Source organism: Spirulina subsalsa CS-330 (assembly GCF_028330765.1).
Taxonomy (GTDB): Bacteria; Cyanobacteriota; Cyanobacteriia; order Cyanobacteriales; family Spirulinaceae; genus Spirulina; species Spirulina subsalsa_A.
In genome coordinates this window covers 1-13,493 of record NZ_JAQMTY010000251.1, presented here as the reverse complement: position 1 = coordinate 13,493, position 13,493 = coordinate 1, and the positions used below count along the sequence as shown (strand labels likewise).

Here is a 13,493-nt window from a genome sequence, read left to right as displayed (position 1 = left end):
GCGTTTGATCCCCCTAAATCCCCCTTAAAAAGGGGGACTTTTTTGCGTTCCCCCCTTTTTAAGGGGGGCTAGGGGGGATCGAGAGAAGGTGAACATCGTTAAGAGCAGTTTGTGTATAAGCAGTAGCCCTCTGGGAGAGGGGCTGGGGGTGAGGGCGATCAAGTCAGTCAACCAGCCCCAAACCCCTCGCCCCGTGGGAGAGGGACTTTTGATCTGTCCGTGATGATTCCTGAAAAAGCTGTATGAGATGATTATTTTTGAGGATTTAATTCACTAGATTTTGTATACACATGCAGTTGTGAATTGACCAATTGCCGCGCATCACTAGGCGGAGACCACGCCTGATCAAATTCACCCCAAGGGGTCGGAATTGGGGGGGGTTGGAGTGGGCCAATTTGGGCGATCGCACAGATCGGCTTTTCTGATTGCTCCCTCGACAAACTAACCTGATTTGATTCATTGTCCACAAAAACATGCCGCACCTGTGGCATCACGCCCGGCTGATCCCGCAACATCACCCACAGGGGATATTCCCACGCATCAGCCCCCGTCCAAAGCCCAATGCGATCGCAACCCGTTTGCTGTAAATAAGCAGCGGTTTCCTGATAGCTAGCGGCATAGGGCAACACCATAAAATATTGCGCTTGGCGGGGAATCGTGAAAATATTTCCGTGAGTTGCGATCGGTTTTGTCTCACTCCAGAGCAGCCAAAAGCTAGAGGAGGCTAGTAATAAAAAGCAGAGATATAGTGCAATCCGACGTTTAAAATAATCATCCATCACAACACCAACAACGGGAGCGATCGCAATAAACAACGGCAAATGTAAACGACTATGCCAAATTTGCCATTTCAACACCCCACAAAACAGCACAAAGCCAACCCCCACTGCCCCCGTATAAAAAAGTAGTCCTTTGTTATGCGCGAATGTTCTCGTCAGTTTCCAGCCAAGAATCACCAATACAATCACTAGCAAATATAAGTGCAAGGGGTTTCCGGCTGTCACTTCTGATGTGGAAAATGCAGCATTGAATGCAGACTCTTGCCAGTTGAGACGCGGATCATCCGCAGAAATGCCAATCTTTTGATGTAGTGCAATGACAGAATTTTGAACAGGGGCGATTGTGGTGTAAGAAATGGGTAAATGGAGGGCAATATTTTTAATGATATTGGATAAAATGGCACGAGGAGTCAAGAGTTGATTCGTAAGCTGATCATTACCGGTGAAAACAATCGAGCCGAACAGATGCCAATTCCGCCCATAATGCCCCAGGTTAATGACAAAGGGGAGGACAAGAAACGCAATTTTTGGGGTGCGAAAAATCCGCCAGTGGCGAATGAAGATGCCGATGATGAAGGGGAATGCAAAGAGATAGCCGGTGCTTTTGGTAAAGAAAAGGAATCCGAGGCTGGTACTGAGACGAAGGAGGAGGGGCAAGGTGAGGCGATCGCGCCCCATCGCCACGAGGCTAAAGTAGGCAAAACAGACTAACCAAAACCCGCAGAGATAATCATTTTTCGGGCTGGTGGCTTGCAAGATGCCCATGGGCAATGTGGCGACAAAAACGAGGCTGTAGATCTGGCCGCGCCGACTCGCGCCGAGGTGCTGGGCAATTAGGGACACCCCCACGAGGCAACCGATCGCACTCAGCCATTGCACGACATTAAGCCAGCGATCGCTCCCCCCCAAGGCGTACAGATGGAGCATCGCATATTCTGCCCCTGGGGTTTGGTAGAGTTGGCGGAGGTTGGCGGTGGGATAGTGGGCAACGCTCCCCTGTTGGAGCCAATGCATGATCCGGGGCAGGTGATAGGTCATCGCATCCCAAGTGTTGGGCGGGGCGATCGCCGCCATGATCCCCAACAGCAGCAGAATCAACCCCACCCCACCAAGGAGGACGCGATCTTCGAGATCCAATGGTGCAACCTGTTTCGGGCTGAGGTGCTGCCGGGGTCGTCTCGTTCCCCAGGCATAGGCTCCGCAGCCGAGGCTAAAGAGAACCCAACTGAGGGCGATCGCCAGGGGAGTTAACACCTCAAACAGACTCAGCACCTCCGTGCTGAGGATGACCCACCCAGTCACCAGGAGGGCCAGATCAAGAAAACCCTGCCGCCAAGGGTGCGATCGCTTCCCCATCAACTTCAGCCAGAGTGTCGTGAACAGAGATAACCCCCTCACACAGGCTTAACTCTCGGTGTAGTCTAGGTGATCAGAGTATCTTTAGACTTGTCTTCACCCAAGGGGGGCAGGGGACGTTTAGCGCGTCGCCGTCCTTGTTCATCAAATTCGCCTTCTTCAATGCGGATTTGGATTTGAGGGCCAGAACTCGCAAGGCGAATAATAATGCCATCGGACACCGGAATTTTAGTGATGCGCTTGCCGTCAATATAGGTTCCGTTGGCCCCTAGATTGACAACTTCCCAGCCTGCATCACGACTGGGGCGAATTTCCACATGATGTCGAGAAACAACAGCACTGTAGAGAATGACTTCATTGTCCGTGGATCGACCAATGCGAATCACGGTTTCAGGATCAAATGTCCAACTCTGTACAGGGACAGCCTGAAGAGGATGGAGCAAGGTTAAAATAATGACGGCTGTGGAAAGGTTCACCTCGGCATTCGGGTTATCTTTTAACTCTTCGGGGGCATTGGAGTTCATAGAGCTGGTCCAAGTGCTTAACATCCTAAGTTCCAAGTTTACTCTGCTCACCCCATCTGTGGATGACTTGTGACATTCATCGAATCATACGCTAATCCGGCTTCACAGACATTGTTAGGATTTCGGGACAAAATGGCTAACGCCGACGATGGCAAGAACAGATTGAGGGGAGTAACGGGACTGAGAGTTTACCGGTAAAGGATGGCTCAGTGGTGAGAATCTAACGTTTGGCAACGGCACCAACGAGTTTAGGATGACACTAAAGTTTGATGGAGTCAAAGCATGGTGTTAGATTACTTCCCCATCTTACTGTGAATTTGGCCGATTCTGATGAGGTGCTACCTCCCCCCACCCACAAAAACCAGAGCATCCCATTCTGGAATGAACGGTGATGCTCTTGGGGTGCGATCGCACCGCCGAAGGTCAGGACTTAGAGCACGCCTGCATTGGCCAGTCCGAGAATTAAACCGGCTCCGAGAATATGCCCAAAACTAGCGGTGGCCAAGAGTTCAGGAAACCCAAAGTTATTCCAAAGACCGGGCTTGCTGGTGGGTAGAGAGGGGCCTTGACCCGGATTTTTGATCGCAAAGCGGCCAATGGCGATCGCCAACACATTACAAAAAATCATCGTCAAGGCAACGTTGGTATTCCAGGAAATGGTGGTGGCCGTGAGTAAAAGAGGCATCATTTAAATCGTCCGTTTGTAATCGTTGAGACAGCATAAACTGTGGAAACTATACGCAGAATTGGCGGCGATCGCTGGATAGGTGCGATCTTTAGTAATAAAATGAAACCCTCGGATACAAATCTTTAACGTCAGGGTTAGAGGCAAAAACACACCATGGCGAAGGACATTCGGATTAAGATCTGTGGCATCACGCAGCCTGAGCAGGGGGCGGCGATCGCGCAGTTGGGAGCCGATGCCCTAGGGTTTATCTGCGTCCCAGCCTCGCCCCGCTACGTCACCCCCGCCCAAATTCAGGCCATTATCCAGACCATCCCCCCAACGATTGAGCGGGTGGGAGTGTTTGTCAATGCTGCCCTCGGAGAAATTAGCCATGGGGTGACGGTGGGCCAGTTAACGGGGGTGCAACTCCATGGGGACGAATCACCGGAATTTTGTCGGCAACTGCGTCAGGCTTGCCCCTCGGTGACGATTTGGAAGGCGGTGCGGGTGCGATCGCCGGAAACCTTAACCACCCTGTCCGACCATATCCCGTTCGTAGATGCCCTGTTACTCGATGCCTATCATCCCCACCTCTACGGCGGCACAGGACACACCTTAGATTGGGGCAGTTTGCAAACCTTCGCGCCCCCCTGTCCGTGGCTGTTGGCGGGGGGCTTAACGCCGGAGAATGTGACGACGGCGATCGCGCAATTGCGACCCGATGGGGTGGATGTATCGAGTGGGGTGGAGCGATCGCCCGGTGATAAAGACCTCGATCGCGTCCGGCAGTTAATCCAAGCGGTGCGCCACGGGAGCCGCCGGGATGATTCACCCTAGGGCGGCTTGGATCTGGGTTTGGATGGCGATCGCGTCTTCTTCTGATGTTGCCGCGATCGCATAGCCCCAACGCCCCTGATCAACCTGAGCCGTATGGGTCACAATCACCCCGCCATCTGCCTCAGAACGCGGATACAGCCACGGCGTTAACCGTTCCCATAACTGTGGGAGCGATCGCGCCGCGCCACTGTCCGCCCCCGCCACACTAAGCAGCACCCACATCGCCAAATAATCCTCCCCCCACAACCACCGCGCCAGATCATCCAAATGCGTCCCCCCGGTGCGCCGCGCATTCACCTCAAGCAAATACAATTCCCCACTATCCGCCACAATACTGTCGAGATCAAAATGTCCCTGATAGCCCTGGGCTTGGAGGTGGTGGGCAATCTCAAGCCCGGCTGTGATTAAAGGCACATACCAGGGTTGTGTTTGAGACTGTCGGCTTAGTAATTCCCCACAATAGCGACCTGCGCCGCGAAACACCTGCTGCCCCACTTGGGTTAAGCGCGGTTGACCACCGCCCCAGGGAGGAATGACGAATTCAGCAGAGGGGGAAAGGAATTGAGCCGAGGGAATACAGGCTTCCACAATCCAGGGGAGAGATGGGGTTTTCGCGTGGTCTTCAAGGTGGGAGAGGAGCGCGGCGGGGTTGGCGGCTTCGCCCCGCAGATGGCCAAAGCCGAGGAAGCCGGTATTGGGTTTAAGGATCACATCATGACCTTGGGCGGTGAGGGTGTGGATCGCGGTGTGGGCTTGGGCGGGGGTGGTGCAAGGGATGCCGGGGGGCATGTGGTCGAGGAGATGCGGGCAGTGGGCGGCGAGCCAGGTACGGAGGCCGATTTTTTGTTCAATCTGATCACAGAGGGTGCGATCGCGGGGACTTTCGGGGAGGGTGACGGTGAGGGATTGGGCGCGGAGGGCGGCGGCAAACCGCAGCAGGGCGGGGGTGGTGCTGTAGGGGATGAGTTGAACGGGGCGATCGCCAATGTAGGCGAGGACGCGCTGAAATAGATCGGGATCGGTGGCGATCGCATCACAAATCCGCGTCGTCGGGTCGGGCGGGGCGAGAATTTCGGTGTGATGATAGCCCAGTCGTGTCAACATCGGCGACGGGGTGATCGGTCGTTCAAGCAGGACAAGTTTGCGATCGCCCCACCAGAACAAACACCGCTCCCCCGCCGCCTGCACCCCCGCCACAAGCAGCGGATCACAGGTAGCCAAAAACTCGCCATAGGCTTCACAGGCGTTGCTAATCACCAGCGTCGCCAGGGCATCGGAATGAGGAGCAGGAATCATCATCATGGAATTATTGACAACGCAGTCAAGCGTCGCAGCTTAATTAGTTGTAGTTGTAGGGTGGGTTAGGCGGCTGAAATCCCCGCCATAACTACAATCCAGCAATCCGCCGTAACCCACCGATTAACGTGTGTCGTGACTAGCACCTTAGTTAGAGGGCGATTCAGGAGAGTCGGAGGCATCGGATTCCGGAGCTTGGGGGTCAGGATCTGCGGCTTGGGCGGCACTGCTGCGGCGACGGCTGCGAATTTCCTGCGCTTTCTTCTGGAGGTCTTGGAAGAAATCAGAATCGACAATTTCTTTTACCTGTTTATTGCGTTTAACTTCGTCAATTTCGATCTTGAGTTCGGCAACCTGTTCTTTAAGTTTTTCTTCCCGTTTCCGCACCTTACTGACCATTAATTCAAAGACCACCGCCAAACGCCCAATTTCATCGGGAAAACGAGCACGACTAAATTGCTTCAAATCTTGGTCATAATGCCCTTCCCCGATCGCATTACTCACATCGGTTAAGGCAATAATGGGCTTCGTGAGAATATCAGACACTCCATAGATCAGAATAAACAGTGATCCATAGGTCACCACAAAAGCAATCACAAAACTATTTTGGATTTGGCGTTGCAAACTATAGACATAATCCGCCTCAATATCCATGCCCAACACACCGATAATAGTGCCGTTTTCATCTTTGAGGGGAGCATAGGCCGAAATCCAACTGCCCCATTCATCTTTGTATAGATCGCGCTCGGTTAAGACCCCTTCTTCAAAGGTGCGCCGGGAAGCCTCAGAAGGGGTGTCAGAATCAAGGAAAAGAAGGGCGCGATCGGGGTTGTATTTCCATAATGAATCCACAAGATAGATGATTTCTAGATCAGTGTCTTCGTCTTTGATTTCACTAATGCGGCGATTGGTCTTAGGGTCACCGAGAATGAAGCTATAGGGATAGACGCGGGGTTCAAGGCGGTGGACGATCTCAAACCAGTCCATTTGGTTTTGATAGGCGGGGGCATCGGAATAGCCTGTGGAGTTGCGTTTTCCGACTTGATAGAGTTGCAACAATTCCGGCACATCAACGCCCTTGACCGCTCCTTCTGTGGTGTTGCGTAAATCGGCTTTTAAGCGTTCGATGGCGCGGGTGGTGGTGAAGCGATAAAACCAATAATATGATCCTGAAAAAACGAGGGCAAACACAAGGGTAAACCCAACCATGATTTTCCAGCGCAGGCTTAAAAATCGGGGGGTGGTGGATGATTGGATGGCGGTCATGGCTTCACTGCGGCGGTCTACTAAAAGTCAAGTTTGTCGAGGACACTCCGGTTGCGCTGACGGCGTTTGAGTCGCCAATTGAGCATACTGGTGTCGTAGACGTTATTCATTTGTAAGACAGCCCAAAATGCAAGACCTGAGACGGCGATCGCTATTCCAGTATAAAGAAAAGGGAGCCCGATTCTCCGTCCGAGTAGCACCATGCCGCCGGTGATCAGAGCACCGACGATCGACCCGATCGCAATTAAATAATTGTCCATAAAGAGGCTGACACGGCCGCGCCGTTCTTCGGGGACGAGGCCTTGGAAGGATTTGCGGGCGGTGTCGTCAATGCCGTATTGGGCGAGTTTTTGGAGGGTGAGGGCGATGGTGCTGGTGGTGAGGGTGGTGAGGGTGGTGAGGAGGGTGAGGCCCGCAAGGTTACAGAGGGGCAGGATGAAAAAGATGCGTTTGAGGCTGAGGTGTTTGATGATTTGGGATGTGCCGAGGCCCTGAAGAAGCATGAGGGCAAACATCCGCAGGAAGGCAAATCCGCCGAGAAACATTTGATAGTTGCCGCTGTTCGCAAAAAATTGTTTGGATTGGTCGTAGAAGTTGAATTCCATGACGATTTCACAGAAGCTCATGGCCAAGATGGCGAGGGTGAGATAGCGAAAGGCGGGGACTTCGCGGACAAATTCCCAGCCTTCGTTGAGGGTTTCTTGGAGGGTTTCGGGGTTTTGTCGGGTGCGGCGGATGGTGAAGTGGGAAAATTTGATGATCAGGAGAATGCCGATGTAGAGCAGGACGTTGAGGAGGAGGAGGTCTTCGCTGCGGGCCTGGGTGAGGCGGCTGAGGGTGGGTTGAGCGATCGCAACGCCAATGCCGAGAAAATTCCCGAAAAATCCCCAACTGGCGAGGGTGGGAAAAATGCGTTTGCTCTGGGAAATGTTGAGCATATCGTTGGCGAGGAGCCAAAAGACGGTGGGGAAAAAGAGATATTGCTGTTCTGAGATTAGATAAAACAGGGAGTAATTCAACCAGGACGGCATCCCGACCCAAAAGGAAATCCGGAGCACGAGAAAGGCCCCGCCCAGGCCAGCGGCGACCCAGGCGATGAGGCGATCGCGATCAAAATTGTCAATGAAAAGCACCTGAAGGGCCGTCAGGGCGATGGAAATGGTGTTACTGAGCACGATCAAGATCAGAAACTGGGGAGCACCCGTCACACTGAGAAAATTACTCAAGGACGTAATTTCTGACATTTTTTGCGCAAAGGCATTGCCCGACAGGATAAACCCTAGGGTGAGCACGAGACCCAACTCGCCAGCCCGCAAATTCCAAACTCGGTTTAAAAATTGATTCACCATACGTGACTAGACAAGATCATCAAAAAGCCCTGATTGTGATCGTTTACGAGTGTGGCGGCCCGATTTCATGACAAAACAGGGATGGTAGTGAATTTCTTGGGCGTGGGGTTTGGGGGTGATCAGGCCCTGCTGTACCAAACTGTTGATGAATTGGGTGGTGTCGGCGGGGTTCATTTGCATGTGATCCATGACGGCATGGAAGGGGGCCGATCGCTGCCGAATCAACCAACTGAGGAAGGTTCGATGTTGATCCGGCAGTTGAAGGAGATCAAAAAAACTGAGGCGTAGGGGGGTAACGGTGGCGGTGATCGAAAGGGTGCTGATCGCTTGGCTGAGGGTGGTGAGATTTTGATAAATGGGGTGATGGGTGAGGTGGGTGCAGAGAGTTTCATGGGGGCCGAGGGTGGCCATGGCGGCAGTCCAGGGCAGAATCGCGATCGCATCCGGACGATAGATTTGTTGCACTTGGGCGCTGAGGGCGTGAAAGGAAATCGCATGGGGAGCTTGGTTAATCACCAGGAGGATTTGGGGGACTTCCAATTGACGAGCGACATCGACAGCGATCGCCGTTTGTTGAAAATCATGCTCATCAATCCCCGACACAAACAGCACCATATCGCACAGGGCCAAAATCGGCAGGGTCTCTTGATCCAACGGGCTGTTCAACTCCACCCACAGATAATCCAGGGGGGACGGCGTCGAATAGCCATTGAGATGTTGACTGAGACGTTCGAGATTCGGTAGCGGACTGGGGAGCGGCTCTAGCAGATGCAAGGTGTCTAGGGTAGCCGCATCGGCGGGAAAACGCGCCTGAATCGATTGCTCCGCTGGTTGGTCAATAATCCCCGTCCGATGACCATTCTGGGCCATCATCATCGCTAAATTCACCAAGCAGGTCGTTTTGCCGATGCCATGTCGAAACGAGTGAACCGCGATCAGGATAGACATAGGCCGCCAGAGCAGAAACGTGGGATCATCGCAATCATAACAAACGAGCCTCTCGGTTTCCGTGGGATATGCCCCGAACCATCTCCCGCCGTACCCCAGCCGATTCCCTAAGCCGCAGAGAGAGACGCTCCGGTTACAACGCCATGATAATACTGTTGCAACTGTCGGGTTGCCGCTGCCCAGCCCCAGCGTTCCGCTTCGGCGCGAGCTTGTGCCCGTAGATGTTCCCGCTCAGTGCTGGCCGCGAGGAGGCGCTGGGTAGCGGTGATCGCGCCGTGGGGATCAGCCGGGTTGAAGAGATAGCCGTTTTCGCCATCGGTGACAATGTCGGGAATGCCGCCGGAATTGGCCGCGACGACGGGGCAGCCTGCCGCCATTGCTTCGAGGAGGACGAGGCCGAGGGTTTCAGTGCGGGAGGGGAAAATGAAGGCATCGGCGGAGGCAAAGGCGGAGGCGAGTTCCATGCCTTGGAGGTAGCCGACGAAGTGGGTGGCGGTTCCGGCGAAATGGGTTTCGAGGGTGGCGCGATGGGGGCCATCGCCGACGATCGCTAAACGCGCAGCGGGGATCGCTTCGAGCACGGGCTTGATGTTTTCGATTTCTTTTTCCGGGGAGACGCGACCGACGTAGAGCAGGAGGGGGCTGTCGGGGTGGCCGCCGGAGAGGCGATCGCGCATTTTCACCGTGGCCAAACTCGGCTGAAACATCTCCGTATCTACGCCCCGCTGCCACAGTTGCACCCGTTCAATGCCGTGGCTGGTGAGTTCGTTCACCATGGCGCTAGAGGTGCAGAGGTTGAGTTGGGCTTGGTTGTGGCCCGCTTTGAGCAGTTCCCAAAAGAGGCCTTCTAACGCACCAAAGCCGTAGTGATGGAGGTATTGGGGCAGGTGGGTGTGGTAGGAGGCAACGAGGGGCAGCGTTAAAAGTTTGGCGTAGTAAATGCCCGCCAAGCCCAGCACAGCGGGATTGACCACATGGATCAGATCCGGTCGAAAGTCTTCGAGGGACTGGCGAATGGTGGGGCGAGGCAGCGCGATTTTTAACTCTGGATACATCGGCAGCGGAAACGCCGAAAGTCCCTCAATTTTTGCCCCTTTATGCTCTTTTAAGCCGCCATCGGGGCAGAAAATCAACACATCATCGCCGGATCGCTGGAGGTGGTCGATCGTGTGGCGCAGACGAGTGACGATCCCATCAATTTTGGGTAAAAAGGTTTCGGTAAAGAGGGCAATGCGCATACAGGGTTCAGAGTCATGGTTTGGATGGCTAGCTGCTATTATTTCATCTTGTTTCGCCCCTGGAACATTTTTTTGGCGGTGCGATCGCACCGTCCCGCCTGCCCTTCCTGAGGGCCGCCGGACTCAACCCCAGACTGTTCAGCAACCGCCCCAGGGTGGCAGGACTCTGAGTCATTGTTGACGGGCTTAGGTGGGAGAGGATGTCAATGATAGAGTTAAGGATGGTGAAGTCAGAAACACTGGGCAAACAAATAATTAAACCATTGTGCAGAAGGTAGAACCAGCGAATGGATGATGTGATTACACAAGCGCAGCAGGGCAGCATTGCCGCGATCATTCAAATTTTGAATGAAGCACTGATCGAACGCGGGGTTAGAACGCGAGCAGTTTTGGCAGATGGCGTTTTGCAAATGCTGTGCGAAGCCGGGACAGATCTTCAGCTTGAACAAGCAACCCTTGTGCCCAAAATTCGCGAAATTCTCGAAGGCATTGAACCGCGCCATATTCGGCGGGTGAATATTTGTAGCCGTATTGCCCAGGAACAGCAACTGATGTGGCTCGAAGACATGGCAAAAAATCCCGACAGCCATCTGCTCTGGTCAGAAGAAATTCTATTGCAGCGTCCGAATTGGTGGCGGCGGTTGCAGCGCAGGATCACGCCGTCCTCGTTGCCCCCATCCCCAAAACCCCCAGTGGCGTTGAATGTGCCGGTGATGCGCTCCGGTCTGCCGCCGATGCTGCGCAATAGTATTGGGTTGGTGATTCTTTGTGGGGTGAGTTTTGCGGCGGGGTTGGGCTATCAGTATTGGCGATCGCAACCCATCCCCACCACCGCCACGCCCCCCTCGACCCCCGTCGCCGCCTCACCCAGTCCCACCCCCACCACCGTCCTCGTCTCCCCCAGCCCCACCCCAGCGAATGACAATGATCCCTTTGCGGCGGCGGTGCGTCTGGCTGAGCAAATGTCGCGGGCGGGTCAAACTGCCGAAACGGCGAGCCAGTGGGCGACCTTAGCCGAACAGTGGCAAGTGGCGGCGAACCTGATGAAAGCTGTCCCCCCAGATCATCCCCGCTACGCCCTTGCCCAAGAACGCGCCGTCACCTACGAACGCTACAGCCAAGTTGCCCAAGACGAAGCCACCACCCGTCAACCGAACAACTAACCCCCACAGATGCCCCAACCGATGCCGAAATTTCATAGGTTTTCTGGGGAGATACGGTATAACAGTAGGACTTGGATTCCAGTAAATTCACTGAGGCGGCGGAACGGACTTCAGCGGCGGAATGCGCCCGAGTGAATCTAAGGATCGATCCATTGGGCATACTTTACAGGGGAACATGGGATAAACGTAATGACAAGATTTGATGTGCAACAACTGGGTCAGGTCATTCTCCAGCAATTGAGCACGACCCAAGAGCCGGAGCAACAACTTGACCAAATTGCTCAGGTTTTGGGTCAACAGTTAACCGCCCAAGCCTGTTTATTACTGCCGCCCCACGATCGCCAAGCCGGTCTTGAGGGCTATTGGTGCGATCCGGCGATCGCTGTCCCGGATGCGGCCTATCAACAATTGCGCCAACGGAATCCCAGCGTGCAGCGTCCCTACGCAACGATTCAAGAACTGCCCCTCAATGCCGGGGGGGTGGTGCGGTTTGCCCATCAAGCCCCCGATTGGCAGTTGCCGTTACCGGCGGATCAACAGGTGACGCTCTTCAATATGGTGGCGATCGCCCTCTCCCATCTGCAACTCCAAACGCAACTCCACTGGCAACACAACATCCACGAACTCTTCGAGCAACTCTGTGAAGCCATCCGCAAAACCGATGATGTGGATGATCTCTTTCGGGTCACCCTGTCGGAATTGGGGCAATTTTTAAAGATCGATCGCAGCTTTGTGATGCTCTTGAAATATAAAAACCCCCTGGCCCGTGAACCCTTTCGCCAAGCCACCGGCAGCATTGTCAGTCGTTGGCAACTCAATGAGACAATTCCAGCGATCGCCGCCGTAAAAGCGTGGAATTTGCCCGATGACCCGATCTGTCTCGAAGCCTGGCACAACGCCCCCCATGCTTCGGTCTTTTTCCATCGCGATCGCACTCCAATGCCCTCCTCCACCGACACCTTCCTGAACTGGTCTGCCTTCCCCACCCTTCTCCTCCTCCCCCTCCTCGGCTCCTCCCAAGGCAACGAAAGCAAACGCCTCGTCCTTGGCTTCATCGGCTTCCAGCAAACCCAACGCCACCATTGGACCAGTGCCGACCTCGCCATGTTGCGCTGGGTCAGCACCCAAGTCAGCACCTCGATCATCCATCACAACACCCTCAAACAAGTCAAACTCCTCGTTGATAAACGCACCGCCCAACTCAAAGGCAGCCTCGAAGTCCAAGCCCGCCTCTACGAAAAAACCCGTCAACAAGTTGAGCAACTCCGCCAACTGATCGAACTCAAAGATGAATTTCTCGACTCCGTGAGCCACGAACTCCGCACCCCCTTAACCAGCATGAAAGTGGCGATCAAAATCCTCCGCCAACCCCAACTCACCCCCGAACGCAAAAGCCGCTATCTCGACCTCCTCGAACAGGAATGGCAACGAGAATATGACCTCATTCAAAACCTCTTAAAACTCCAGCAATCCGAATCTCAATCCCTCCTCATTTCCCTGCAAGACCTTGATTTAGTCGAATTTCTCAAACCCTTAATTGAAGCCTTTGAGCAACGGTGGCGCAGCAAAAAACTGCGGGTTAATGTCTTCCCCTCCACCACTCCGTTTATCGTCTGCTCCCATCCTGAAGGGTTAGAACGAGTGATTAATGAATTGCTCACCAATGCGGGGAAATATTCCGCCGCCAACACCACCGTTGACATTGAAATGGGCTTTGAACAGGATCAAATTGTGATTGATGTATCTAACTATGGTGCAGGCATTTCTGAAGCGGATCAAGCACGTATTTTTGATAAATTTATGCGGGGCCAAGGGGTGACCCAGCAGGGCATCGCCGGGACGGGGTTGGGTTTGGCGTTGGTGAAAAGTTTGGTGAAACATCTCGGCGGCGAAATTGCCGTCCAAAGCCAATTGGCAACGGATGAGGCGCTCGGCAAAACCTGTTTTACCCTCTCGCTACCGATTACGCCCGCCCCGAATTCCTTCACCTCCGACCCGCCGGTATCCTCTTAACTTGGTTGACTGACTTGATAGCCCTCACCCCCAACCCCTCTCCCAGAGGGAGAGGGG

The 13,493-nt window shown here is 54.1% G+C and carries 11 protein-coding genes; 3 read left to right on the top strand and 8 right to left on the bottom strand.

The window, feature by feature from the left end; translation table 11 throughout:
• Window positions 1-251: 251 nt before the first annotated feature.
• The 3 genes from PN477_RS17370 to psaK form a co-directional block, all read right to left on the bottom strand.
• Window positions 252-2,177, bottom strand: a complete 1,926-nt coding sequence (locus tag PN477_RS17370) for a hypothetical protein (RefSeq protein WP_272119167.1) — start codon at window positions 2,175-2,177, stop codon at window positions 252-254.
• A 23-nt stretch (window positions 2,178-2,200) separates the two neighbouring features.
• The gene (locus PN477_RS17365) at window positions 2,201-2,659 is read right to left on the bottom strand and encodes an FHA domain-containing protein (RefSeq protein WP_272119165.1); all 459 of its coding nucleotides are present in this window, start codon (window positions 2,657-2,659) and stop codon (window positions 2,201-2,203) included.
• 430 nt (window positions 2,660-3,089) lie between these two features.
• On the bottom strand, window positions 3,090-3,347 hold the full coding sequence (gene psaK / locus PN477_RS17360; protein WP_272119163.1) for a photosystem I reaction center subunit PsaK: 258 nt from the start codon (window positions 3,345-3,347) through the stop codon (window positions 3,090-3,092).
• A gap of 165 nt (window positions 3,348-3,512) precedes the next feature.
• Between psaK and PN477_RS17355 the strand changes: the two genes are divergently transcribed.
• A complete protein-coding gene (locus PN477_RS17355; protein WP_417158847.1) occupies window positions 3,513-4,163 on the top strand; it encodes a phosphoribosylanthranilate isomerase in 651 nt (216 codons plus the stop codon).
• On the opposite strand, the gene PN477_RS17350 is transcribed toward PN477_RS17355, so the two are convergent.
• The 5 genes from PN477_RS17350 to PN477_RS17330 form a co-directional block, all read right to left on the bottom strand.
• Window positions 4,155-5,465: an ATP-grasp domain-containing protein gene (locus PN477_RS17350; protein WP_272119159.1), complete on the bottom strand. Its 1,311-nt coding sequence runs from the start codon at window positions 5,463-5,465 to the stop codon at window positions 4,155-4,157. The two genes, PN477_RS17355 and PN477_RS17350, sit on opposite strands and share 9 nt — an antisense overlap.
• A gap of 141 nt (window positions 5,466-5,606) precedes the next feature.
• Window positions 5,607-6,725 carry a HAMP domain-containing protein gene (locus PN477_RS17345; protein ID WP_272119157.1) on the bottom strand — a complete coding sequence of 373 codons (1,119 nt, stop codon included), beginning with the start codon at window positions 6,723-6,725 and terminating at the stop codon, window positions 5,607-5,609.
• A 20-nt stretch (window positions 6,726-6,745) separates the two neighbouring features.
• Window positions 6,746-8,074, bottom strand: coding sequence for an Npt1/Npt2 family nucleotide transporter (locus tag PN477_RS17340; protein WP_272119156.1), 1,329 nt, complete (start codon window positions 8,072-8,074; stop codon window positions 6,746-6,748).
• Window positions 8,075-8,080: 6 nt separating this feature from the next.
• Complete coding sequence (locus PN477_RS17335) at window positions 8,081-9,022, bottom strand: P-loop NTPase family protein (RefSeq protein WP_272119155.1); 942 nt, start codon at window positions 9,020-9,022, stop codon at window positions 8,081-8,083.
• Window positions 9,023-9,129: 107 nt separating this feature from the next.
• Window positions 9,130-10,260 (bottom strand): glycosyltransferase, encoded by a 1,131-nt coding sequence (locus tag PN477_RS17330; RefSeq protein ID WP_272119154.1) that lies wholly within the window; start codon window positions 10,258-10,260, stop codon window positions 9,130-9,132.
• 287 nt (window positions 10,261-10,547) lie between these two features.
• Between PN477_RS17330 and PN477_RS17325 the strand changes: the two genes are divergently transcribed.
• Window positions 10,548-11,423, top strand: a complete 876-nt coding sequence (locus tag PN477_RS17325) for a hypothetical protein (protein WP_272119153.1) — start codon at window positions 10,548-10,550, stop codon at window positions 11,421-11,423.
• 189 nt (window positions 11,424-11,612) lie between these two features.
• Window positions 11,613-13,436, top strand: a complete 1,824-nt coding sequence (locus tag PN477_RS17320; RefSeq protein WP_272119149.1) for a GAF domain-containing sensor histidine kinase — start codon at window positions 11,613-11,615, stop codon at window positions 13,434-13,436.
• The last annotated feature ends 57 nt before the right edge of the window (window positions 13,437-13,493 follow it).

What these genes read in the sequence shown, in the direction of transcription:
- PN477_RS17365 (WP_272119165.1), bottom strand. Translation starts at nt 2,659, where the DNA reads ATGAACTCCAATGCCCCCGAAGAGTTAAAAGATAACCCGAATGCCGAG.
- psaK (WP_272119163.1), bottom strand. Translation starts at nt 3,347, where the DNA reads ATGATGCCTCTTTTACTCACGGCCACCACCATTTCCTGGAATACCAAC.
- PN477_RS17350 (WP_272119159.1), bottom strand. Translation starts at nt 5,465, where the DNA reads ATGATGATGATTCCTGCTCCTCATTCCGATGCCCTGGCGACGCTGGTG.
- PN477_RS17345 (WP_272119157.1), bottom strand. Translation starts at nt 6,725, where the DNA reads ATGACCGCCATCCAATCATCCACCACCCCCCGATTTTTAAGCCTGCGC.
- PN477_RS17340 (WP_272119156.1), bottom strand. Translation starts at nt 8,074, where the DNA reads ATGGTGAATCAATTTTTAAACCGAGTTTGGAATTTGCGGGCTGGCGAG.
- PN477_RS17335 (WP_272119155.1), bottom strand. Translation starts at nt 9,022, where the DNA reads ATGTCTATCCTGATCGCGGTTCACTCGTTTCGACATGGCATCGGCAAA.
- PN477_RS17330 (WP_272119154.1), bottom strand. Translation starts at nt 10,260, where the DNA reads ATGCGCATTGCCCTCTTTACCGAAACCTTTTTACCCAAAATTGATGGG.
- PN477_RS17325 (WP_272119153.1), top strand. Translation starts at nt 10,548, where the DNA reads ATGGATGATGTGATTACACAAGCGCAGCAGGGCAGCATTGCCGCGATC.
- PN477_RS17320 (WP_272119149.1), top strand. Translation starts at nt 11,613, where the DNA reads ATGACAAGATTTGATGTGCAACAACTGGGTCAGGTCATTCTCCAGCAA.